Raw genomic sequence first — 20,467 nt, forward strand, 5'->3', positions numbered from 1 at the left:
TCACCACCGTGCCATGGCCGCTCGCCCTTCAGAGCAAGCGCCGTTCTCTCTCCAAAACTTTTTGCAGAACCTTCAGGACACTATCGAATGGTTGAGCGCGCCGTGGATGTGTCGTTCGCAGCATATCTTGGTATCGTGCGAAGCCATGACTGAGCGGCAATGAGCCAAACCCGCCGCGACCCAAGGCGATGGATCGGATTGATGGTTTGCGGAGAGCTTGGAGAGACTTGGTACGCCCAAGGGGAATCGAACCCCTGTTCCCGCCGTGAGAGGGCGGTGTCCTGACCGCTAGACGATGGGCGCGTTCAAGAACCGGCGATATAGGCTGACGGCTGGCAAAAAGCAACTAGGCTTAAGGCTGCCTGTCGCGCCGGTGAAATATCCGCTGCAAGCCTAGCGTTTTGGCTCGATCAGGTCCCAGAGATTGCCGTAGAGATCAGCGAAAACCGCCACAGTGCCATAGGTCTCGTGCCGGGGCGCCTCACGGAATTCGACGCCCTTTTCGAGCATCAGCGCATGGTCACGGGCAAAAGCGTCGGTTTCGAGGAACAAAAAAACCCGCCCGCCGGCCTGGTTGCCGACGGCGTCCGTTTGCGCATCGCCGGATGCTTCGGCCAGAAGCAGCCGCGCCCCCTGCCCGTTGCCTGGCGTGATCGTGACCCAGCGTTTGCCGCCGCCGAGATCGACATCTTCGGTGAGGACAAAACCCAGCCGGTCGACATACCAGGCGATCGCCTCGTCATAATTTGCGACGACGAGCGCGACCGTGGCAATGCTGCGGTGTTCGGCAAAACCGGTCATTTGTTCCTGATCGAAAAACGGCCGACGATGCGTCGTTCGGTGATGTCATAGACGAAGATGGCGCGGCTGCCGTCTGCCAGCTCGGCGTCGATCGACAGGCGATTGCCGGAGAGCGATTGACTGACCACCCTGGCGCCGACCGGCAGCACGATGTCGCCATTGACCGGTTCGCCGATCGGCACCTGGATGTCGCTGCTCAGCGGAGGGCTGACAGGCGGTGCATTGCGCGCTTTGTAGACAAGCGCCGCGATCACCACCATAAGGGCGAGGAACAGCAGGCCGAGATTGATGGCGACGAAGCGGACGAGCTTCCTCCGCACCTTTTCGACCTCGGGGTCGAGCGGCTTTTCCTCGTCTTCGTCGGCAAGCGGCCGGGCCATGGCAGCAGATTCCGGAACTGTTTTCGATGAGCGCTCATAACGAAGAGGTCAGACAATTAATAGGGGCCAGACAGATCGTGCTGGAGGCCGGCGCCGATGCGGCCGGCCAACGGCTCGACCAATGGCTGGCGGCCAGGCTCGGCCCCGACATGTCGCGCAGCCGGGTGCAGATGCTGATAAAGCAGGGCGCGGTCAGGATCGGCGGCAGGCCAGCCAGCGAGACGAAGCGCAAGATGGCACAAGGTGACAGCGTGTCGGTCGACATGCCGGAGCCGGAACCGGCGGAGCCGCAAGGCGAAGATATTGCGCTGGATGTCCTCTACGAGGACAGCGAGCTGATCGTCATCAACAAGCCGGCCGGGTTGGTCGTGCATCCCGGCGCCGGCAACTGGACCGGCACGCTGGTCAACGCGCTGATCCATCATTGCGGCAACAGCCTGTCGGGCATCGGCGGGGTGAGACGGCCGGGCATCGTCCATCGCCTCGACAAGGAGACCAGTGGCGTCATGGTCGTCGCCAAGACCGATCGCGCCCACAAGGCGTTGTCGGAGGCCTTTGCCGACCACGGCCTGACCGGCGATCTCGAGCGCGCCTATCTGGCGTTGGTCTGGGGCATACCGGCAAGGCCGACGGGGATGGTCGACGCGCCGCTTGGCCGCGCCGCCGACCGGGTACGCCGCGCCGTGGTGCCGCAAGGCCGCGACGATGCCCGCCACGCCATAACGCATTTCACCGTCATTGAGCGCTTTGGCGAGCAGCAGCAGGAATTCGCCACGGCGAGCCTGGTCGAATGCCGGCTGGAAACCGGTCGCACCCACCAGATACGCGTCCACATGGCCCATATCGGCCATCCGGTGATTGGCGACCCCGAATACGGCCAGGCTTTCCGCACCAAGGCCAACCGGTTGCCTGAGCCGCTAACCAGCAAAGTGAAAGCATTTCCGCGACAAGCTTTGCACGCCCGCCTCCTTGCATTTCGGCATCCGGATACCCATTTAACGATGAGGTTCGAAGCACCGATACCGTGGGAGATGGAGGAACTCGTCGACGGCTTCCGCAAGCTTTGAACCAACCACCTGAAAACCTGACCGGCGTTGTTCACTTCAGCGTGACACACTGTTTCGTGTTGAACAAATGCCTGTCTTTCTGGTTTTGTTCCTATATATGTCGGTTGGCGCGAATGTGCCTTTGGCATTCGCGCCACATGCCTGCCGCGTTTCGGGGGCATCACTCCAATAGAGAGGGGGCGCTATCATGGCCCAGTCACTACCCAGTATCGTTTCCGGCGAAGGCGGCCTCAGCCGCTACCTGGAAGAAATCCGCCGTTTTCCGATGCTTCAGCCGCAGGAAGAGTACATGCTCGCCAAGCGCTACGCCGAGCATGATGACACCACGGCTGCGCACAAGCTCGTCACCAGCCACCTTCGGCTCGTCGCCAAGATCGCCATGGGCTATCGCGGCTACGGCCTGCCGATCGGCGAGGTGATCTCGGAAGGCAATGTCGGCCTGATGCAGGCCGTCAAGAAATTCGAACCGGAGCGCGGCTTCCGTCTCGCCACCTATGCGATGTGGTGGATCAAGGCCTCGATCCAGGAATACATCCTGCGCTCGTGGAGCCTGGTCAAGATGGGCACCACCGCCAACCAGAAGCGCCTGTTCTTCAACCTGCGCAAGGTGAAGGGCAAGATCCAGGCGCTCGACGAAGGCGATTTGAAGCCCGACCAGATTACCGAGATCGCCACCCGGCTGAACGTCTCGGAAGCGGAAGTCGTGTCGATGAACCGCCGTCTGTCGGGCGATGCCTCGCTCAATGCGCCCATCCGGGCCAGCGAAGGCGAATCCGGCGAATGGCAGGACTGGCTGGTCGACGATCACGAAAGCCAGGAAGAGATGCTGATCGAGCAGGACGAGCTGGAAAACCGGCGCGGCATGCTGTCGGGCGCTCTTGCCGTGCTCAACGACCGCGAACGCCGCATCTTCGAGGCGCGCCGCCTCGCCGATGAGCCGTTGACGCTGGAAGAGCTGTCGGCCGAGTTCGATATCAGCCGCGAGCGCGTGCGCCAGATCGAGGTGCGCGCCTTCGAGAAGGTGCAGGACGCGGTCAAGGCCGCAGCCAAGCGCCAGATGCAGGCGCTGCGCACCATCGAGGCGCAGCCGGCGGCGTAAAGCCTTCCGATAGAAACAAATAACGGCCGGTAGAAACAAATAACGGCGGCGTCAGGTAACTGGCGCCGCCGTTATTTTAGAAGGTTGCCAGTTCCGCGGCGCCTTCGCGGATGTCCGATCCACTGCCATAAACTGCTCAGTAGCCTCGCCATCGTGTCCGCAGACGATCCCATCGATAGCGGCATTATCGCAATTTTCCCCAAGCTCTGGAAACCGCAACGCTGCAAGCTGTGGCGGCAATGTTCCGGCGCCGACACGGGCTTCCGTCGCAAAATTCCACAAGGCGGCGCTTGCGGCAGGCGGGCGACAACGGGCCGCCGGGGCCGCGCCGGGCAGTTGAACTCGTCTGTTCGGAAACGAAAGGCGATATGACGATGACGATTTCTCCGTTTCTGACCGCTCTCGGATCCGAAGGTCCCCCAGCCGACCGAGCGAAAGACATGGACCTGTATGGATGGCTAATTGGAAGCTGGGAAATGGACACGGTCCACTACCTCGATGACGGGACAATCCAGAAATGGGATGGCGAATGCCATTTTGGCTGGGTGCTCGAAGGCCGCGCGATTCAGGACGTTTGGATCAGGCCCAAGCGCCCTGCGCCGTCGACGATGTATGGCACAACCTTGCGCATCTTCGATCCTGGGATCGATGGCTGGCATATCATATGGAACGACCCGCTCAACCGGGATCACTCGCGCCAGATCGGCCGGGCCGAGGGTAAGGACATTGTCCAGCTCGGCAATGACTCGCGCGGTCTGAAAACTCGATGGCGTTTCACTGAGATCACTGCCAACAGCTTCCATTGGATTGGCGAGGAAAGATCTTCCGAGAGCGATCCTTGGCAAATCACGTATGAACATTTAGCCCGCCGAACAAAACCCTGACGCTGGACTAAACACTTAGCTGGCGTCTGCGCCGCTCCTCATCCGGCTGCCGCCACCTTCTCCCGTATGGCGACCTATCGGATTCACACATCGCAAAAATCGAATCAGGATCAATAACTTAATCAATAACTTAGATGACCATCTCGGAACGATGAGCGGGCGCCGAGTTTGAAATGGCATTTGTAGTGCCAGCGACCCATCTCCTCAGAGGCAATCGAGCGGAAATTTCAGATAGCGCCGCCCGTTGGATTCCGGTTCCGGCAGGCGTCCGCCATTCATATTGACCTGCAGCGCGTGCAGGATCAGCCGCGGCATCGGCAACGTCCTGTCGCGGGCTTGGCGGAGCGCGACGAAGTCGGCTTCCGTCTTGCAGCCGGCAACATGGATGTTGCCGGCTTTCTGTTCCGCGACCGTGCTTTCCCAGCGCGCTTCGCGGTCACCCGGCTGGTAGTCGTGACCGACGAACAGACGTGTCTCGTCCGGCAGTGCCAGGATGTCCTCGATCGAACGCCAGAGCCGCTCGGCGCTGCCGCCGGGAAAGTCTGCCCTTGCGGTGCCGCTGTCCGGCATGAACAGCGTGTCGTGGATGAAGGCGGCGTCGCCGATGACGTAAGTAATCGAGGCCAGGGTGTGGCCCGGCGAAAACAGCACTCTTGCCGGAAGGCCGCCGACCGAAAAAGTCGCGCCGTCGGCGAACAGCCTGTCCCATTGCGAACCGTCGGCGGGGAATTCCGGCCAGTTGTAGATCACCTTCCACAATTTCTGGACGTCGATGATCCTCTCGCCGATTGCCGTCGGCGCTCCGGTTCTCCCCCTCAGATAATGGACGGCGGACAAATGGTCGGCATGCGGATGCGTGTCGAGGATCCACTCGACCTCCAGCCCGCTTTCCCTGACGAAGTCGAGCAAGGCGTCGGCGTTTTTCGTTGCCGTTGCACCGGACCTTTCGTCGAAGTCGAGCACCGGATCGATAATGGCGCATTTGCGGGTCGCCATGTCGGCGACCACATACTGGACGGACCCGCTCGGCTTGTCATAGAAGCCGGTGACCTGCGACCTGGCCGATAATGCGTCCAATCCCAGCCCCCTTGATCTCTCACCGTGGCAGGAATGATTTTCTCAGCCACGGCAAATGAAAGGCATGGTTGTCCGTCAACCAGGCGTCGTCAAGCACCCCGTGCTCACACGGCTAGGAAAACCAAAAATTTCTCCGTGCCGCCTCTGCTTGCTCAGGCGGAAGGCTGCTTGGTTTTCCTGAGATATGGCAGGATTGTCTCGTAGGCGCCGAAGCGCTTGATGGCATCCTCATTCGAGACAGCAGCGGTGATGATGACGTCCTCGCCCTGCTTCCAGTTCGCCGGCGTCGCCACCTGGTGCTTGGCGGTCAGTTGCATGGAATCGATGGCGCGCAGGATTTCGTCGAAGTTGCGGCCCGTCGTCATCGGATAGGTGAGGACCAGCTTGATCTTCTTGTCGGGCCCGATGACGTAGACCGAACGCACCGTGGCATTGTCGGCGGGCGTGCGGCCCTCCGAGCTCTCGCCGGCACCCGCCGGCAGCATCTCGTAAAGCTTGGCGACCTTGAGATCCTTGTCGCCGATCAGCGGGTAATTCACCGAATGGCCGGTCGCCGTCTTGATGTCGTTCTGCCACTTTCCATGGCTTTCGACGGGATCGACCGAGATGCCGATGATCTTAACGTTGCGCTTCCTGAACTCGCCTTCGAGCCCGGCCATCGTGCCGAGTTCGGTTGTGCAAACCGGCGTAAAGTTCTTCGGATGGCTGAACAATACCGCCCAGCCGTCGCCGATCCATTCATGGAAGCTGATCGGTCCTTGCGTGGTCTCAGCGGTGAAGTCCGGCGCGATATCGTTGATGCGGAGGCTCATGACATGTCCCTACCTTGTGAGTGCAGATCGCAGCCGGCGTTGACCGGCGCTGCTTTTGCCTTTCTACCACTCCGGCGTCATCCTTCAAACGGCTGTTGCGCCGGCATCGAGGCCGGCGGCGAAATATTTTCATTGCTTCTCGGCAAATGCAGCAGGAATTTTCGCTGCGCTGGCTCAGGCCTTGCTCACTGCTAACGTCGTCGTCAGGTCTTCCATGCGCTGGGCCAACGCGCCGAGCGCCCCGGTCAGCACGGAATCGTTCTTGTCGGCCTTGGTCAGTGCGTCGTCGCGCGTCTTGCGCAGCGTCAGCACTTCGCTTTCCATGCCCTTGACCCGCTTTTGCAGTTCTGAAAGCTCGTCCATGACCATGATGCCGGCCATCACGGTCAGCCTCTGGTCGCCGATCTCGCCAAAAGAATCCTTCAGATGCGAGACATAGCGGTCGAAGCGCTCGGCAAGATCGATCAGATGCTCTTCCTGGCCCTCGTCGCAGGCCATCCGATACTGCTTGCCGTCGATGGAAACCGTGACTTGTGCCATTGGCCTACCTGTCCAGTACCGCGCGGATGGTCTCCATGGCTGTCACCAGCCTTCGCGACACTTCCTTGTTGGCATCTTCCAGCCGTTCGGCGCGGGCCTCGGAATTGTCGAGTTCCTGCGCCAGCCGCGAGCGGTCGGCGTTCATCCGCTGCACTTCGGCCTCGGCTTCCGAATAGTCCCGCTCGTGCTCGAGCTTGGCCGCGACGGCGTTTTCCAGCCCTTCGATGGCCTTACCCAGCCTGGCAATGACTTCCTTGAGGGTCGTTTCCCCGGTCATGGCTTTCGTCCTGCGCCCTGCCCATCACCGAATCATCCACGTTCAGAACGCGTTATCCCTGAAACATTACGCGCCGTGTGAACCGCACGTCAATAAAGCGATCGCGACTGTCCCCTGCTAACGCTAATGTAAGTGGTGCATGGCCATCACAAGACCGGCAAAAGCACACCGATTTGTTGACTAAAAGGCCGCGCCTGCTATGTGTCGCGCACCCTTTTCAAGGGCTTTCCCAAGGCCCAAACCCCCATTTTGGAGGAAGCATGACCTCGCGCGAACAACATGACCGGATGGCCAATGCGATCCGTTTTCTCGCCATGGACGCCGTCGAGAAGGCAAACTCCGGCCACCCCGGGCTGCCCATGGGCTGTGCCGACATCGCCACCGTGCTGTTCACCCGCTTTCTCAAATACGATCCGAAGAACCCGCATTGGCCGGATCGCGACCGCTTTATCCTGTCGGCCGGCCACGGCTCGATGCTGCTTTACTCGCTGCTCTATCTGACCGGCTACGAAGACATCACCATCGACCAGATCAAGCAGTTCCGCCAATTGGGGTCGAGGACCGCGGGCCACCCGGAATACGGCCATGCCGCCGGCATCGAGACGACGACGGGCCCACTCGGCCAGGGCCTTGCCAATTCGGTCGGTTTCGCGCTCGGCGAGCGCATCATGAATGCCGCTTTCGGCAACGATCTCGTCGACCACTACACCTATGTGCTGGCCGGTGACGGCTGCCTGATGGAAGGCGTGTCCCAGGAAGCCATCGCGCTTGCCGGACATCTGAAGCTGAACAAGCTGATCGTCTTCTGGGACAACAACAACATCTCCATCGACGGCCCGGTGTCGCTGGCCGACAACACCGATCAGGTCGCCCGCTTCCAGGCGTCCGGCTGGAACGCCAGCCATATCGACGGCCAGGACCCGGAAGCGATCGCCTATGCCATTGAAGCGGCCCGCCACTCCGACAAGCCGACGATGATTGCCTGCAAGACGACGATCGGCTTCGGCGCGCCGACCAAGGCCGGTACCAACAAGGCGCATGGCTCGCCGCTCGGCGCCGAGGAAATCGCCGGCGCCAGAAAATTCTTCGGCTGGGATTATCCGCCGTTCGAGGTTCCGGCCGATATCCTCGACGCATGGCGTACCGCCGGCCGGGCCGGCGTCAAGGCGCGCACCGACTGGGAAAGCCGCCTTGCCAAGGCCGACACCAAATTGCGCGGCGAATTCGAACGCCGCATCGGTGGCACGCTGCCGGCCAACTTCGATGCTGTCATTGGCGATTACAAGAAGAAGCTCGCCGCCGACAAGCCGAAGGTCGCCACCCGCAAATCGTCGGAAATGGCGCTGGAGGTCATCAACGGCGCCGTGCCCGAAACCATCGGCGGCTCGGCCGATTTGACCGGCTCCAACAACACCAAGACCAGCCAGACCAAGAACATCACTGCCGACGATTACGGCCAGCGCTATGTCCACTACGGCATTCGCGAGCACGGCATGGCGGCCGCGCTCAACGGGCTGACGCTGCATGGCGGCATTATCGCCTATGGCGGCACCTTCATGTGCTTTTCCGATTATGCCCGTCCGGCGATGCGGCTTGCCTCGTTGATGGGCATCCGCTCGATCTTCGTCATGACCCATGATTCCATCGGCCTTGGCGAAGACGGCCCGACCCATCAGCCGGTCGAGCATCTGGCAGCACTTCGCGCCATCCCGAACCACAATGTCTTCCGCCCGGCCGACGCGGTGGAAACCGCGGAATGCTGGCAGCTGGCCATTGAATCGGAAAAGACGCCTTCGACTTTGGCGCTGACCCGGCAGAACCTGCCGACGGTACGCAACGACTTCGTTGCGGAAAACCTCTCCAGCCGCGGCGCCTATGAACTTGCCGCCGCAAGTGGCGAGGCGGCGGTGACAATCTTCGCTTCGGGCTCCGAGGTCGAGATCGCCCTGGCCGCGCGCGAGGCGCTGGAAAAGCACGGCCATGCTACCCGCGTCGTCTCGGTGCCGTGCTTCGAATTGTTCGACAAGCAGAGCGCCGACTATCGCAGCAGGATGATCGGCAATGCGCCGCTCAAGATTGCCATCGAAGCCGGCATCCGTCAGGGCTGGGATTATTTCATCGGCACCGAAGGCATCTTTATCGGTATGACCGGCTTCGGCGCCTCCGGCACGATCGAACAGCTCTATCCGCATTTCGGCATCACCGCCGAAGCAACGGTGAAGGCGGCGGAAGCCCGTCTGCACGGCAAATGAAATTAAGCCCCGATCCGCAAAGGCTGGCATAGCGGTTTTGCCGGCCGGCGGAGCACTAATCGATTTAAATCCGAGCCTCGGCGGCTGGATTCTTTGCCCGTCCGCCGTTATGAAGCTGCGGACTTGATCTTCGGCCCCCAACTCCCAGGGAGAGAACAATGACCGTCAGAGTTGCCATCAATGGATTCGGCCGCATCGGCCGCAACATCCTGCGCGCCATCCACGAATCCGGCCGCAAGGATATCGACGTCGTCGCCGTCAACGATCTCGGCCCGGTCGAGACCAACGCGCATCTGCTGCGCTTCGACAGCGTGCATGGCCGCTTTCCGCATGAGGTGACGGTTGACGGCGATCAGATCATCGTCGGCAAGGAAAAATTCAAGGTCACCGCGATCAAGGATCCGACGCAACTGCCGTGGAAGGAACTCGGCATCGACATCGCGCTCGAATGCACCGGCATCTTCACCGCCCGCGACAAGGCCGCCGCCCATCTGACCGCCGGTGCCAAGCGCGTTCTCGTCTCCGCTCCGGCGGAGGGGGCCGACCTCACCGTCGTCTATGGCATCAATCACGACAAGCTGACCAAGGACCACATCGTCATCTCGAACGCCTCCTGCACCACCAACTGCTTGGCGCCGCTGGCGGCCGTGCTGAATGAGGCCGTCGGCATCGAGAAGGGCATGATGACGACGATCCACTCCTATACTGGCGACCAGCCGACGCTGGACACCATGCACAAGGACCTCTACCGCGCCCGCGCCGCCGCGCTTTCGCAGATTCCGACCTCGACCGGTGCCGCCAAGGCCATCGGCCTGGTACTGCCCGAGCTCAAGGGCAAGCTCGACGGCATCTCCATCCGCGTGCCGACCCCGAACGTCTCGCTGGTCGATTTCAAGTTCATCGCCAAGCGGTCGACCACCGTCCAGGAAATCAACGACGCGGTAATCGCCGCTTCGAACGGCAAGCTGAAGGACATCCTTGCCGTCACTCGTCATCCCAATGTTTCTATCGACTTCAACCACGATCCGCACTCCTCGATCGTGGCGCTCGACCAGACGAAGGTCATGGACGGCAATTTCGTTTCGGTGCTGGCCTGGTACGACAATGAGTGGGGCTTCTCCAACCGCATGGGCGACACCGCTGTCGCCTTCGGCAAGACCATCGCCTGATCGCAGAACCATCTTCTCGACTTGGACAACGCCCGGCTCAGTCCGGGCGTTTTTCGTTGCAGCACGCCCCCCCGAGGCAGCCTCCGCTGCTCGGAGGTGCCAAAACATTCGACTATCGGCAGCGTAGGGCGAAAAGCCGCGCTGCTGCCTTGCAGCGGCCATGTCTTCGCCCCACTCTCCCGTGATGCCGGAGCATATCGACTAGGGGCGACCAACGAATGGAGCATGGTATCTATCTGGTGACGCTCGTTGGCGCAGCACTTGTCGTTGCCGCCGCGTTTTCGAGCCTGATCGCCTTCCGTTTCGGCGCCCCCCTCCTGCTGCTGTTTCTCTGCATCGGCCTTGCCACCGGAACCGACGGTCTCGGAATCCATTTCGACAATGCCCGATTTGCCTATTTTGCCGGCTCATTGGCGCTGGCGGTGATCCTTTTCGATTCCGGCTTCGGCACGCCGCTCAATGCCTTGCGGCAGGCGGCCGGGCCGGCGCTGTCGCTGGCGACCTTCGGCGTCCTTTTGACCACTGGCCTGTTCGGCGCCGCCGCCTATTATTTGCTCGACCTGACATGGCTGGAATCCTTCCTGCTCGGTGCCGCCGTCGCCTCGACCGACGCCGCGGCGGTGTTCTTCCTGCTGCGCGCCGGCGAGATCAATTTGCGCGAGCGCGTGCGTTCGACGCTCGAGGTGGAATCCGGCACCAATGACCCGATCGCCATCTTCCTGACCATCACGCTGGTCGAGGTCATCGCCGCCAACACCCACCCCGAGGCCAAGGTGCTGGTTACCGATCTTGCCGTCGGTTTCCTTGTCAACATGGGGCTCGGTGCGGTCATCGGTATTCTCGGCGGCATGGCCATCGTGCGCCTTGTCGATCGCCTCAATCTAGATCACGGCCTGCTGCCGATCTTCGTGCTGACGCTGTCGCTGATGGTGTTTGCCGCCGCCGGCGCCGTCGGCGGCTCCGGCTTCCTGGCGGTCTATCTCGCGGGCCTGATCGCCGGCAATTCCGATATCCGGGCTGTCACCATCCTCAAGCGCTTTCAGGACGGGATGTCGTGGTTGGCGCAGATCATCATGTTCCTGATCCTCGGCCTGTTCGCGACGCCTTCGCAATTTCCGGCGATCCTGGTGCCGGCGGTGCTGCTCGGACTGTTCCTGATATTTGTCGCACGGCCAGTCGCCGTCTGGCTATGCCTGGTGCCGTTCCGTCTGCCACGCCCGGAAGTCGCCTTTGTCTCATGGGTTGGCCTGCGTGGCGCCGTGTCGATCCTGCTTGCTATCACGCCGCTGCTCGGCGGTCTTGAGAACGGCCGCCTCATCTTCAACACCGCCTTCATCATCGTGCTGGTCTCTCTGGTCATCCAGGGATGGACCGTCGGGCCGCTGGCGCGCCGCCTCGGCCTTATCGTGCCGGCCCGCCTGGGACCGCTCGACAAGGTCGAATTGGAACTGCCGGGCTCCGCCCATCATGAGCTTCTTGCCTACCGTGTGGCACCCGGCAGCCCGGTGGCGCGGGGCGAACGCATTCCGCGCTGGGCGCGGCCGTCGCTTGTGCTGCGAGACGGACGCTCGATGCGCTTCCAGGATATGGGCCGGCTGGCGGCTGGCGATCATGTCTACATCTTCGTGCCGGACCGCTATCCGCGCCTGCTCGACAAGCTGTTCGCCAGCCGTGCCGTGGTCGATCCCGAGGATGCGGATTTCTTCGGCGCCTTTGCCGTCGATCCGTCACGCTCCGCCGAGGAACTGGAGACCGCCTACGCGCCGGGCCTGACCGAAGCGGAACGCAAGCTCACCATTGGCGATCTGGTCACGGCGCGGCTCGGCGGCCACGCCGAATATGCCGACCGCGTGCTGCTCGGTCCGATCGAGCTGATCGTCCGCGATGTCGACGACAAGGGCAGGATCACCGGCCTTGGCCTATCCTTCGAGCCGACCGCGCCGGTGGCACGCGTTCCGGTGTTCCTCAGCGCCGGCGAAATCCGCGACCGTATCGCCGCCTTCATCCGCAACCGGCGCAAGCCGGCCGAAGCGCGAGCGGTCGAGGCGGTGGCCGAAATGGAACCGGTTCCGCAGCCCGTGGTGGAAAAGACAACTGGCGAAGGCTGACCGCGTCGACCCGAGCCGCGGAGCCCTGCCGCGAGGCTGAAGAATGGTTCGGCAACTGGCGTGGCGAGTCCATGTGGTCCGACATCGCCGGAAATCATCCCGATCGGCCGGCTGCGAGGGCATCTGGCCGAACAGTCGCCAATTCTCCGTGGCTGTACGGCGCGCCATAGGGGGCAGCTTAATTGTTGCGGGCCGCAACGAACTGCGCCGCTTGTTTCAGAAGCGCGGCTTGTTCGCCATAGGGCTCGAGCAGCGCATGAGCTTGGTCGACGAGGCCATGGAGCTGGTCCCGCGCCCAGTCCGGTCCGTGCAGCGCGACCAGCGTCGCCTTGCCGGCCGCGGCATCCTTGCCGGTTGCCTTGCCCATCTGATGCGCGTCGGCGGTCAGGTCGAGCAGATCGTCGGCAAGCTGAAAGGCAAGCCCGATCGCCGAGCCGAACTCGGCCAGCCTTTCGCGGTCGCCCGACGGCGCGCCGGCAACGATGGCGCCCGCTTCGCAGGCAAAGCGGATCAGCGCACCGGTTTTCATCGCCTGAAGCCGAATGATGCCAGCCTCGTCCGGCCGGCTTTGTTCGGCCTCGAGATCGAGCATCTGGCCGCCGACCATGCTGCCGGCCCCTGCGGCGCGGGCCAATGCCAGCACCAGCGCTGCCCTGCGCTCGGCCGGCAGCATTGTCGCCTCGTCGGCAAGGATGTCGAAGGCAAGCGTCAACAAGGCGTCGCCGGCAAGAATGGCGGTCGCTTCATCGAAAGCCCTGTGCACGGTCGGCTGGCCACGGCGCATATCGTCATCGTCCATGGCCGGCAGATCGTCATGGATGAGCGAATAGCAGTGCACGCATTCGAGCGCTGCCGCGACGCGCAGCGCCGGCTCGACGTCGGCTGAAAACAGTGCAGAACTTTCCATGACCAGGAAGGGGCGCAGTCGTTTGCCGCCGTTCAGAACGCCATGTCGCATCGCGGCCATCAGGCGTTCCGGCCGCGCGATCTCGCCTGAAAGCGTGCGTCCGTCGAGCAACCGCCTCAGCAGCGCCTCGAGCGGAACTGCCCGGGCAATAAGTGCAGCCTCGAACGCCATTTGGTCGTCTTTCGTCATGGTCGGGAGCGGTAGCCGACACTCAGACGTTGCGCAAGAAGCCAAGCGCCATTATGCCGGGGGCAGGGAGTAGCGCGGATTGGGTGGCTTGGCGGAACCGATCGTCGATCACGAAACCGAAGGGTTGGACATGGCGAGACCGAGACGCGGCAGCCGCATCGGTCTTCAACGCTGGGTCCGGCGCGGCATCGCTGTCGCCATCGTGCTGGCGCTGATGCCGGTGGTTCTGACCTTTCTGTACCTGCCGTCATTCGTGCACCCGGTGTCGACATTGATGCTGAAGGACCTCGCGACGTTTTCCGGCTACGATCGGCGCTGGGTTTCTATCGATGATGTGGCGCCGGTGCTGGCATATTCGGTCATCATGTCGGAGGACGGGCAGTTCTGTTTCCATCGCGGCGTCGATCTAGGCGAGTTGCGCGGCGTCGTCGACGATGCGCTCGCCGGCGAGATGACGCGTGGCGCCTCGACCATCACCATGCAGACGGTAAAGAACCTTTATCTATGGTCGCGGCCGTTGGGCTCGGTCCGTAAGGTCGTCGAACTGCCGCTGGCCGTCTATTTCGATGCGGTGCTGTCGAAACGGCGGATCATGGAGATCTACCTCAACATCGCCGAATGGGGACCGGGCATCTACGGCATCGAGGCCGCCGCCCAACATCATTTCGGCGTCTCGGCAAAACAGCTGTCGCGCCGACAGGCAGCGCTGCTTGCCGTCACCTTGCCGAACCCGATCGTGCGCAATCCGGCGAAGCCCGGGCCGGGACTGAGGCGGCTTGCCGCGTTGATCGAACGGCGCGCGGGCCGCGCCGGCGCCTATGTCGGCTGCCTGCGATAGTGTCAAAAAAAAACACCGCGACGCTGGCCAAAACGCCATCGGGCGTGTATAGGCAGCCGACTTTCTCAGATTCCGGCCCCTGACGTGGCCCTTTCACGAGGGCCGCCGGGGCGTTTTGACCATGTAGTGGAGCATATCCATGGCCGTTCCGAAACGAAAAACCTCTCCGTCGAAGCGCGGCATGCGCCGTTCCGCCGACGCACTGAAGGCCCCGACCTATGTCGAGGACAAGAACTCCGGCGAGATGCGCCGTCCGCACCATATCGACCTGAAGACCGGCATGTATCGCGGTCGCCAGGTGCTGGAGCCGAAGGAAAGCTGAGACAGCTTTCGACGGTTTATTATTGCAAAAGACCGGCCACTGGCCGGTCTTTTTGCGTTCGTCGACAACTGATCGTGTCGACCGGGGCTGACATTGTTGTTTCACGCCGTCTTTGTCCGTGTTTATGGGCCGCACGAAAATTCTTGACGGCGAACGCCGGGCGCACTCTACAAAGATCAGTCCAACCGGAGCCGCCACATGTTCGGTGCCATTCCGCTGCTGATCGTGCCTTTCATTCTCTACAATCTCGGGCTTCTGGGAATATTCGGCAGCGGCGACGACCCGTGGGCGACCGAAATGTTTTCGGTCCGGATGATGTCGGGCGGGGTGTTCTCGATGACCCTCGGCGATCTCATCGTGCTGATCGCATTGATCTTCTTGTTCGTCGAAGTGGTGAAGTCGACGCGAACGACAAATGCCTCGATCATGGACCACCTTTTGTCGACCTTCGTCTTTGTGGCCTATCTGGTCGAATTCCTGCTGGTGAAGGGCGCCGCCCATTCCGTTTTCTTCACACTGATGGTCATAGCACTGATCGACGTGCTGGCCGGCTTTTCGGTGTCGATGCGGTCGGCCAGCCGCGACATCAACATGAATTAAGGATTCCGGCTCAGCCCGGGTCGGCGGTGAAGCCAGCCGCCTCGATGCCAGCGATGGCTGCCGTTTCATCATTGTCCGACGTATCGCCGGAAATGCCGACGGCGCCGATGATCGTGCCAGCCTTATCGCGGATCAGCACGCCGCCGACGACCGGCAGGACGCGTCCGCCCGACACGTCGGAGACGCCGGCTATCAGATGCGGGCGCTCCTTGGCGAAAGCCTCCACCCGGCGCGAGCCCATGCCGATAGCGAGCGCGCCATAGGCCTTGCCGGCCGACATTTGCGGACGCAGGAACGAGGCGCCGTCCTGACGCTGGAACGAGACCAGATGGGCGCCGGCATCGAGCACCGAGACGCCAAGCGGCCTGAGCTTGAGCTCGGCACCCTTGGCAAAGGCGGCGGCGATGATCTCAAGGGCTTTGTCGAGCGTCAGTGCGGTCATGGCCGCCTCCTAAACGCGCCAGTTATCAACCGGCAGAACAGATCGCGGTGAAAACTGTTCCGCGTACGAAACGAAGCAATGCGATCCAAGGAGCGCCGGCTTATTTCTTCTTGGCGCGGGACTTCTTCACCGGCGCCGGAGGCGCATTGGCCAGGTCTTCCGCTTCCTTGGCGAGGCGCAGCGCCCGCAGCTTGTTGGTTTTGGCCTGGCGAGCGTCGCTCTCGGCGACATATTCCGCCATGGCCTTCTGGCGCACCGTGGCTGCCTCTTCCTGTTTCTTGAAACGCAAATCGGCCCGCGCACGGGCAGTGTCCTTAGAGTTCTCGACCAAGAGCGTTATCCAATCCGGTAAATTATCTTCAGTCCCTTGATAGCAGAGCCAGCCCGCAATTGGGAAAATAAGTTGGTCATGGCGCCGGATCGCACCCGACTCGCTCCGCATTGCGGGCGATCACCGCATCGTATGCGGCCTGCAAGGTCGCGCGCACGGTGGGTCCAGATGGGGCGGGAGACGCACCTAGATGCTCGTGGCGCAACTCGTTCATAAACTTATCCCACATCGGCGGGCCGCCTTTTTCCAGAAGCTCGGCACGGATAGAGAGCTCTTCGCTGACCGGGAGCCAGACGCGGCCCCAGGCGCCGAGATGCGCCAGGATCGGCACCAGCGTAATAGCCATTTCGGTCAGGCTGTAGATCGCCTTCTGCTTGTGGGAGGGATCGTCCGCCTTGGTCAGCATGCTGAGCTCCATCAGCCGTTTCAGCCGGTCGGCGAGGATGTTGGAGGCGATGCCCTCCATCGAGCCATTGAGCAGCTCGCGAAAGTGGCGTCTGCCGCCGAAGATGATGTCGCGAAGGATGATCAGGCTCCACCGATCGCCGAACACTTCGAGCGACAGATTGATCGGACATCCGGACCGGCGATCGATGTTCATGCGAATCTCCAAAAACCGGTTGCATTATCGTATCGGTTTTAATATCGTGCAACCGATTGCAAATTGCAATCAGATTCGCGACCCGAGGAGGAAAGCCATGAGAAACGCCGAACACCCCGAAATCGTATCCCAGACGTTCGGCGATCCGGCACATCCGGCGGTATTGTTGATCATGGGCGCCATGGCTTCCATGCTCTGGTGGCCGGAAGCGTTTTGCCGGAAGCTGGCCGGCGAGGGTCGCTTCGTGGTCCGCTATGACAATCGCGATACCGGCCGTTCGACGAAATACGCGCCGGGCGAGCCGCCTTATACATTCGACGACATGGCGGACGATGCCATCCGCGTCCTTGACGACCAGGGAATCCGAAAGGCGCACGTGGTCGGCATGTCGATGGGCGGCGTGATTGCGCAGCTCGTTGCGTTGAAATACCCGTCGCGTGTCACTTCGCTTACGGTGATCAGCAGCTCGCCCTTGGGCATTGATACGTCGCATCTGCCCGGAACCACCGAGGCCTACAGGAAACATTCGGACGAAGGCGCGAAGGTCGACTGGTCTGACCGTGGCCAGGCGGTCGATTTCATCGTCAAGGACGCGTATGCGCTCACCGGCACCGCACGCTCATTCGACGAGCAGCGCACGCGGGCTTTCGTCGAACAGGATTACGACCGGTCCGGCGGCTTTCTAAGCGCCACCAATCATTTCATGCTCAAGAGCGGCGAAGATGGGAGCGGCGAAGATCGGAGCGGCGAGGACTGGACGGGGCGGCTGCACGAGATGAAGATCCCGCTCCTCGTTATCCACGGCACCGACGATCCGATCTTTCCAGTCGAGCATGGCGCCGCTCTTGCCGACGCGGTCGCCGGCGCAAGGCTGGTCCGGATCGAGAGCGGCGGCCACGAGCTGCATCCCGACGACTGGGCCGCGATCATCGATGCCATCGTCACCCACAGCCAAGCCAAATAGTACCAAGCCTGACCTCAACACCGAATTTCCGCGAGACGAACCACCCAAGGAACGACAACCAATGTCCCTGACTATGCATCTTCATCCACTGGCCTCCTTCTGCTGGAAGCCGCTGATCGCGCTCTATGAGAACGGCACGCCATTCACATCCGTTGTCGTCGATCTCGGCAATGAACAGTCGCGCGTGGCGTTTCTGAAATTGTGGCCGCTCGGCAAGATGCCGGTACTGCGTGATGAAGCGCTGGATCGGACCGTGCCGGAATCGACAATCGTCATCGAATATCTCAACGCGTATTATCCTGGGCCGGCCGAACTGATCCCCGCCGATGTCGATCTCGCTCGCCAGACCCGGCTCGCCGACCGCTTCTATGACTTCTACGTCCAGGAACCGATGCAGAAGATCGTCGGCGACCGGCTGCGGCCGGAGGGCAAGACCGATCCGTTCGGCGTCGAGCAGGCGCGCGCCCAGCTGCGCAGCTCCTACGCCGTCATCGAACAGGACATGCAGTCGAGGACATGGGCGGTGGGCGGGAGCTTCACCATGGCCGACTGCGCCGCCGCCCCCGCGCTGTTCTACGCTAACAAGGTCGAGCCGTTCGGCGACAAATATCCTGCGGTGAGGCGCTATCACGACCGGCTGCTGCGGCGCCCGTCGGTTGCCCGTGTGATCGAGGAAGCGCAGCCCTATTTCAAGCTCTTCCCCTACAACAACGGCTAGAGAGTGGTTCATCGTTTCACGGAAACGCCGAACCGCTCTATCCTTTTGTTTTTTGCGCAATTCCGGACGGAAAACCGTTTCACACTTTTCCTGGAATTGCTCCAGGCCCGAGGCTGCACGAGCTGCCCGACGCGCGGACGACGCCTCTCAGCTTCCGGGTGAACCGAGCTGCTCTGCATCCCAGAACTGGTCGAGCCAGATGTTGAGCTTTAGGAAGCCGGCATTGCTGACCGTATAGACGCGCCTGGTGCCTTCCGGCTTGGCGTTGACCAGCCCGGCATCAAGCAGCACCTTCAGATGCTGCGAAACGGCCGGGCGGGACACCGGCAAGCCAGAGGCCAGTTCGTTGACGGTCTTCGGTCCGCGCCGGAGCTCTTCCAAGAGATAGCGCCGGTTGGGATCGGCAATCGCCATGAAGGCGTCGGAAAGCATCATGCCTTATTTGTGGGGCAAAGCGTCTCGAATCTCAACCGTCGGTTTCAGCTTTTCTGCGCGGGTCGAGCCGCAACGCTTCCGGCGTCACCGAGCGGTCGGCCGGCTGGGTCTTGAAGGCATCGCGGCCTTCGATTGGCACCGGCGCGCGACGGCTGATGCGCAGCAGCGTATAGGCGGCCAGGCAGAGATGCGCCAACGCAGTAGCCAGGAACAGCCCCTCGGGACGCATCCAGCCCATCAGGCCGGCGGCCAGCAGCGGGCCGATCATCGTGCCGAAGCCATAAAGCAGCAGCAGGCCGCCCGACACTTTGACGAAGTCTTCCGATCGGGCATGGTCGTTGGCATGCGCCACCGCGATCGAATAGAGCGTGTAGGCGAAGGCGCCGTAGGCGGCGGTGCAGACGATAACGAAGACGCCGGAGCGCGGTTCGAACAGGAAGATGGCGATGGCGAACAGCGCAGCGCCGAAAGCCGCGCCCGCCAGCACGAAACGACGGTCCGTCGTGTCGGAGAGCCGCCCGGCCGGAAGCTGCATGGCGGCGCCGGCGATGACCACCAGGCTCATCATGAGCGCGATCTCGGCCGTCGAGATGCCGATGCGAGCTCCATAAACGGCACCAAGCGTGCCCCAGGCGCCGTTGGCGATGCCGATCAGCACGCAGGCGATCGCCGACACCGGCGAATTGACGTAGAGCCCTTTGACGTCAAGCGACACGTCCTGCAGCGGCTTGGGGTGCGACGCCGTCGAGACCGCCGTCGGGATCAGTGATAGGCAAAACAGAATGCCGGTGATCATGAATAGCGACGCCGATTTCACATCGCCGCCGGCAACGATCATCTGACCGCCCATGATCGAGGCATAGGTGACCATCATGTAGAGGCCGAAGACGGTGCCGCGGTTTTCGTTGGTGGCCTTCTCGTTCAGCCAGCTTTCGATGACCATGAAAGCACCGGCCATGGTGAAGCCGGTGAAGGCGCGCAGCAGGATCCAGGTATATTCATCAATGATCAGGCCGGTGAGCAGTGCGACGATCGCTCCCGATGCGGCAAAGGCGCCGAAAGCCCTGACATGACCGGCGCGGCGCACGATGCGTGGCGCAAAGAAGCAGCCGGTGACGAAGCCGCCGGCCCAAGCCGTGCCCATCAGGCCGAGCGATGCGGTCGAGAAGCCCTCCACCTGGCCGCGCAGCGGCAACAGCAGCCCGTGCAGCCCGGATGCCGCCAGCAGGAACGCGGTGCCGCGCAGCAGCGAGAGGATCGGTCTGTAGCTTGCGAACATTGTTCAATCCGGCTGGGGTTCGGGGCACAGGTCTGGAGACAGCGGCATTCGGGCTTTTCGGCGGCGTGCCCGAGCTTTTGGAATTGCCCGCAGTACTATCCGCGGCGAAACAGCGCCTCTGCCGCCGACTTGGTGGAGCCCTTGGTCATGAGCTCGGCTTCCAGCCGGGCGATCTCGCCGCGCAGGATGCCGATCCGCTCGGACAATTCATCGACAGAAAGCAGCGACAGATCCTGCCCGATCTCGTGCGGGCGCGCTTTCTTCTTGGGTTCGTCGTCGAAGACCGCCATCGTCGCTCCTCCGTGATTGCCCATTTGCCTGATTTGCCAATGAGCATACATAGGGCAGGGGTATGGATGCAAATGGCCGGCAACA

The 20,467-nt window shown here is 62.1% G+C and carries 24 protein-coding genes and 1 tRNA gene; 11 read left to right on the forward strand and 14 right to left on the reverse strand.

All coding sequences use genetic code 11. The features are described from left to right. Positions 1-228 precede the first annotated feature (228 nt). From NKI01_RS02575 to NKI01_RS02585, 3 genes are all read right to left on the reverse strand, one after another. A tRNA-Glu gene (locus NKI01_RS02575) sits at positions 229-303 on the reverse strand. Between the two features lie 90 nt (positions 304-393). After that, a complete protein-coding gene (locus tag NKI01_RS02580; protein ID WP_352961780.1) occupies positions 394-801 on the reverse strand; it encodes a VOC family protein in 408 nt (135 codons plus the stop codon). Then, entirely contained in the window at positions 798-1,181 is a 384-nt protein-coding gene (locus NKI01_RS02585; protein ID WP_352480870.1) for a fimbrial protein, read from the reverse strand. The genes NKI01_RS02580 and NKI01_RS02585 overlap by 4 nt, the downstream gene beginning before the upstream one ends. Positions 1,182-1,207: 26 nt before the next feature. Between NKI01_RS02585 and NKI01_RS02590 the strand changes: the two genes are divergently transcribed. From NKI01_RS02590 to NKI01_RS02600, 3 genes are all read left to right on the forward strand, one after another. Beyond that, entirely contained in the window at positions 1,208-2,248 is a 1,041-nt protein-coding gene (locus NKI01_RS02590) for an RluA family pseudouridine synthase (RefSeq protein WP_352961784.1), read from the forward strand. 187 nt (positions 2,249-2,435) lie between these two features. Beyond that, positions 2,436-3,347, forward strand: a complete 912-nt coding sequence (rpoH, locus tag NKI01_RS02595; protein WP_352961786.1) for an RNA polymerase sigma factor RpoH — start codon at positions 2,436-2,438, stop codon at positions 3,345-3,347. Between the two features lie 368 nt (positions 3,348-3,715). After that, complete coding sequence (locus NKI01_RS02600) at positions 3,716-4,231, forward strand: hypothetical protein (protein WP_352480872.1); 516 nt, start codon at positions 3,716-3,718, stop codon at positions 4,229-4,231. A 204-nt stretch (positions 4,232-4,435) separates the two neighbouring features. On the opposite strand, the gene NKI01_RS02605 is transcribed toward NKI01_RS02600, so the two are convergent. The 4 genes from NKI01_RS02605 to NKI01_RS02620 all read right to left on the reverse strand — a co-directional run bounded on the left by NKI01_RS02605 (position 4,436) and on the right by NKI01_RS02620 (position 6,937). After that, positions 4,436-5,308 (reverse strand): MBL fold metallo-hydrolase, encoded by an 873-nt coding sequence (locus NKI01_RS02605; protein WP_352847189.1) that lies wholly within the window; start codon positions 5,306-5,308, stop codon positions 4,436-4,438. Between the two features lie 152 nt (positions 5,309-5,460). Beyond that, on the reverse strand, positions 5,461-6,120 hold the full coding sequence (locus NKI01_RS02610) for a peroxiredoxin (RefSeq protein ID WP_023720958.1): 660 nt from the start codon (positions 6,118-6,120) through the stop codon (positions 5,461-5,463). A 174-nt stretch (positions 6,121-6,294) separates the two neighbouring features. Further along, positions 6,295-6,660 (reverse strand): cell division protein ZapA, encoded by a 366-nt coding sequence (locus NKI01_RS02615; protein WP_023720959.1) that lies wholly within the window; start codon positions 6,658-6,660, stop codon positions 6,295-6,297. Between the two features lie 4 nt (positions 6,661-6,664). Then, positions 6,665-6,937: a DUF4164 domain-containing protein gene (locus NKI01_RS02620; protein WP_006200774.1), complete on the reverse strand. Its 273-nt coding sequence runs from the start codon at positions 6,935-6,937 to the stop codon at positions 6,665-6,667. A gap of 260 nt (positions 6,938-7,197) precedes the next feature. Here NKI01_RS02620 and tkt point away from each other — a divergent pair, with 260 nt between their 5' ends. The 3 genes from tkt to NKI01_RS02635 all read left to right on the forward strand — a co-directional run bounded on the left by tkt (position 7,198) and on the right by NKI01_RS02635 (position 12,466). After that, complete coding sequence (tkt, locus tag NKI01_RS02625; RefSeq protein WP_352847187.1) at positions 7,198-9,189, forward strand: transketolase; 1,992 nt, start codon at positions 7,198-7,200, stop codon at positions 9,187-9,189. Positions 9,190-9,347: 158 nt separating this feature from the next. Then, the gene (gap, locus tag NKI01_RS02630) at positions 9,348-10,358 is read left to right on the forward strand and encodes a type I glyceraldehyde-3-phosphate dehydrogenase (RefSeq protein ID WP_023720961.1); all 1,011 of its coding nucleotides are present in this window, start codon (positions 9,348-9,350) and stop codon (positions 10,356-10,358) included. A 218-nt stretch (positions 10,359-10,576) separates the two neighbouring features. Beyond that, a complete protein-coding gene (locus NKI01_RS02635) occupies positions 10,577-12,466 on the forward strand; it encodes a potassium/proton antiporter (protein WP_023720962.1) in 1,890 nt (629 codons plus the stop codon). A 178-nt stretch (positions 12,467-12,644) separates the two neighbouring features. Here the strand turns inward: NKI01_RS02635 and NKI01_RS02640 are convergent, their stop codons facing one another. Next, the gene (locus tag NKI01_RS02640) at positions 12,645-13,562 is read right to left on the reverse strand and encodes a polyprenyl synthetase family protein (protein ID WP_352494184.1); all 918 of its coding nucleotides are present in this window, start codon (positions 13,560-13,562) and stop codon (positions 12,645-12,647) included. Between the two features lie 79 nt (positions 13,563-13,641). On the opposite strand from NKI01_RS02640, the gene NKI01_RS02645 reads away from it, so the two are divergent. From NKI01_RS02645 to NKI01_RS02655, 3 genes are all read left to right on the forward strand, one after another. Beyond that, on the forward strand, positions 13,642-14,400 hold the full coding sequence (locus NKI01_RS02645) for a transglycosylase domain-containing protein (RefSeq protein WP_031194544.1): 759 nt from the start codon (positions 13,642-13,644) through the stop codon (positions 14,398-14,400). Between the two features lie 139 nt (positions 14,401-14,539). After that, positions 14,540-14,722, forward strand: a complete 183-nt coding sequence (gene rpmF / locus NKI01_RS02650) for a 50S ribosomal protein L32 (RefSeq protein WP_006203806.1) — start codon at positions 14,540-14,542, stop codon at positions 14,720-14,722. A 198-nt stretch (positions 14,723-14,920) separates the two neighbouring features. After that, on the forward strand, positions 14,921-15,322 hold the full coding sequence (locus tag NKI01_RS02655) for a hypothetical protein (RefSeq protein WP_023720966.1): 402 nt from the start codon (positions 14,921-14,923) through the stop codon (positions 15,320-15,322). A gap of 10 nt (positions 15,323-15,332) precedes the next feature. On the opposite strand, the gene NKI01_RS02660 is transcribed toward NKI01_RS02655, so the two are convergent. The 3 genes from NKI01_RS02660 to NKI01_RS02670 form a co-directional block, all read right to left on the reverse strand. After that, positions 15,333-15,764 (reverse strand): GlcG/HbpS family heme-binding protein, encoded by a 432-nt coding sequence (locus NKI01_RS02660; protein ID WP_023720967.1) that lies wholly within the window; start codon positions 15,762-15,764, stop codon positions 15,333-15,335. 100 nt (positions 15,765-15,864) lie between these two features. Next, positions 15,865-16,095 carry a hypothetical protein gene (locus tag NKI01_RS02665; protein WP_023720968.1) on the reverse strand — a complete coding sequence of 77 codons (231 nt, stop codon included), beginning with the start codon at positions 16,093-16,095 and terminating at the stop codon, positions 15,865-15,867. 76 nt (positions 16,096-16,171) lie between these two features. Further along, positions 16,172-16,696, reverse strand: a complete 525-nt coding sequence (locus tag NKI01_RS02670) for a winged helix-turn-helix transcriptional regulator (protein WP_023720969.1) — start codon at positions 16,694-16,696, stop codon at positions 16,172-16,174. Between the two features lie 97 nt (positions 16,697-16,793). Between NKI01_RS02670 and NKI01_RS02675 the strand changes: the two genes are divergently transcribed. Then, positions 16,794-17,660: an alpha/beta fold hydrolase gene (locus NKI01_RS02675; protein ID WP_352588320.1), complete on the forward strand. Its 867-nt coding sequence runs from the start codon at positions 16,794-16,796 to the stop codon at positions 17,658-17,660. A 61-nt stretch (positions 17,661-17,721) separates the two neighbouring features. Further along, positions 17,722-18,378: a glutathione S-transferase family protein gene (locus NKI01_RS02680; RefSeq protein ID WP_023720971.1), complete on the forward strand. Its 657-nt coding sequence runs from the start codon at positions 17,722-17,724 to the stop codon at positions 18,376-18,378. Positions 18,379-18,525: 147 nt separating this feature from the next. Here the strand turns inward: NKI01_RS02680 and NKI01_RS02685 are convergent, their stop codons facing one another. From NKI01_RS02685 to NKI01_RS02695, 3 genes are all read right to left on the reverse strand, one after another. Beyond that, positions 18,526-18,813 (reverse strand): ArsR/SmtB family transcription factor, encoded by a 288-nt coding sequence (locus tag NKI01_RS02685; protein ID WP_023720972.1) that lies wholly within the window; start codon positions 18,811-18,813, stop codon positions 18,526-18,528. A 31-nt stretch (positions 18,814-18,844) separates the two neighbouring features. Continuing rightward, positions 18,845-20,092 carry an MFS transporter gene (locus tag NKI01_RS02690; RefSeq protein ID WP_352480880.1) on the reverse strand — a complete coding sequence of 416 codons (1,248 nt, stop codon included), beginning with the start codon at positions 20,090-20,092 and terminating at the stop codon, positions 18,845-18,847. Between the two features lie 95 nt (positions 20,093-20,187). After that, entirely contained in the window at positions 20,188-20,382 is a 195-nt protein-coding gene (locus NKI01_RS02695; RefSeq protein WP_023720974.1) for a DUF1192 domain-containing protein, read from the reverse strand. Positions 20,383-20,467: the final 85 nt, after the last annotated feature.

This window comes from Mesorhizobium sp. M0815 (assembly GCF_040319995.1).
Lineage (GTDB): Bacteria > Pseudomonadota > Alphaproteobacteria > Rhizobiales > Rhizobiaceae > Mesorhizobium.

Excerpts from the sequence above, each read along its gene's own strand:
- NKI01_RS02660 (WP_023720967.1), bottom strand. The coding sequence starts at position 15,764 with ATGACCGCACTGACGCTCGACAAAGCCCTTGAGATCATCGCCGCCGCC.
- NKI01_RS02580 (WP_352961780.1), bottom strand. The coding sequence starts at position 801 with ATGACCGGTTTTGCCGAACACCGCAGCATTGCCACGGTCGCGCTCGTC.
- NKI01_RS02610 (WP_023720958.1), bottom strand. The coding sequence starts at position 6,120 with ATGAGCCTCCGCATCAACGATATCGCGCCGGACTTCACCGCTGAGACC.
- NKI01_RS02635 (WP_023720962.1), top strand. The coding sequence starts at position 10,577 with ATGGAGCATGGTATCTATCTGGTGACGCTCGTTGGCGCAGCACTTGTC.
- NKI01_RS02620 (WP_006200774.1), bottom strand. The coding sequence starts at position 6,937 with ATGACCGGGGAAACGACCCTCAAGGAAGTCATTGCCAGGCTGGGTAAG.
- NKI01_RS02675 (WP_352588320.1), top strand. The coding sequence starts at position 16,794 with ATGAGAAACGCCGAACACCCCGAAATCGTATCCCAGACGTTCGGCGAT.
- NKI01_RS02680 (WP_023720971.1), top strand. The coding sequence starts at position 17,722 with ATGTCCCTGACTATGCATCTTCATCCACTGGCCTCCTTCTGCTGGAAG.
- NKI01_RS02695 (WP_023720974.1), bottom strand. The coding sequence starts at position 20,382 with ATGGCGGTCTTCGACGACGAACCCAAGAAGAAAGCGCGCCCGCACGAG.
- rpmF (WP_006203806.1), top strand. The coding sequence starts at position 14,540 with ATGGCCGTTCCGAAACGAAAAACCTCTCCGTCGAAGCGCGGCATGCGC.
- NKI01_RS02690 (WP_352480880.1), bottom strand. The coding sequence starts at position 20,092 with ATGTTCGCAAGCTACAGACCGATCCTCTCGCTGCTGCGCGGCACCGCG.
- NKI01_RS02640 (WP_352494184.1), bottom strand. The coding sequence starts at position 13,562 with ATGACGAAAGACGACCAAATGGCGTTCGAGGCTGCACTTATTGCCCGG.
- gap (WP_023720961.1), top strand. The coding sequence starts at position 9,348 with ATGACCGTCAGAGTTGCCATCAATGGATTCGGCCGCATCGGCCGCAAC.
- NKI01_RS02585 (WP_352480870.1), bottom strand. The coding sequence starts at position 1,181 with ATGGCCCGGCCGCTTGCCGACGAAGACGAGGAAAAGCCGCTCGACCCC.
- NKI01_RS02590 (WP_352961784.1), top strand. The coding sequence starts at position 1,208 with ATGAGCGCTCATAACGAAGAGGTCAGACAATTAATAGGGGCCAGACAG.
- NKI01_RS02655 (WP_023720966.1), top strand. The coding sequence starts at position 14,921 with ATGTTCGGTGCCATTCCGCTGCTGATCGTGCCTTTCATTCTCTACAAT.
- rpoH (WP_352961786.1), top strand. The coding sequence starts at position 2,436 with ATGGCCCAGTCACTACCCAGTATCGTTTCCGGCGAAGGCGGCCTCAGC.
- NKI01_RS02615 (WP_023720959.1), bottom strand. The coding sequence starts at position 6,660 with ATGGCACAAGTCACGGTTTCCATCGACGGCAAGCAGTATCGGATGGCC.
- NKI01_RS02600 (WP_352480872.1), top strand. The coding sequence starts at position 3,716 with ATGACGATGACGATTTCTCCGTTTCTGACCGCTCTCGGATCCGAAGGT.
- NKI01_RS02685 (WP_023720972.1), bottom strand. The coding sequence starts at position 18,813 with ATGATGCTTTCCGACGCCTTCATGGCGATTGCCGATCCCAACCGGCGC.
- NKI01_RS02670 (WP_023720969.1), bottom strand. The coding sequence starts at position 16,696 with ATGAACATCGATCGCCGGTCCGGATGTCCGATCAATCTGTCGCTCGAA.
- tkt (WP_352847187.1), top strand. The coding sequence starts at position 7,198 with ATGACCTCGCGCGAACAACATGACCGGATGGCCAATGCGATCCGTTTT.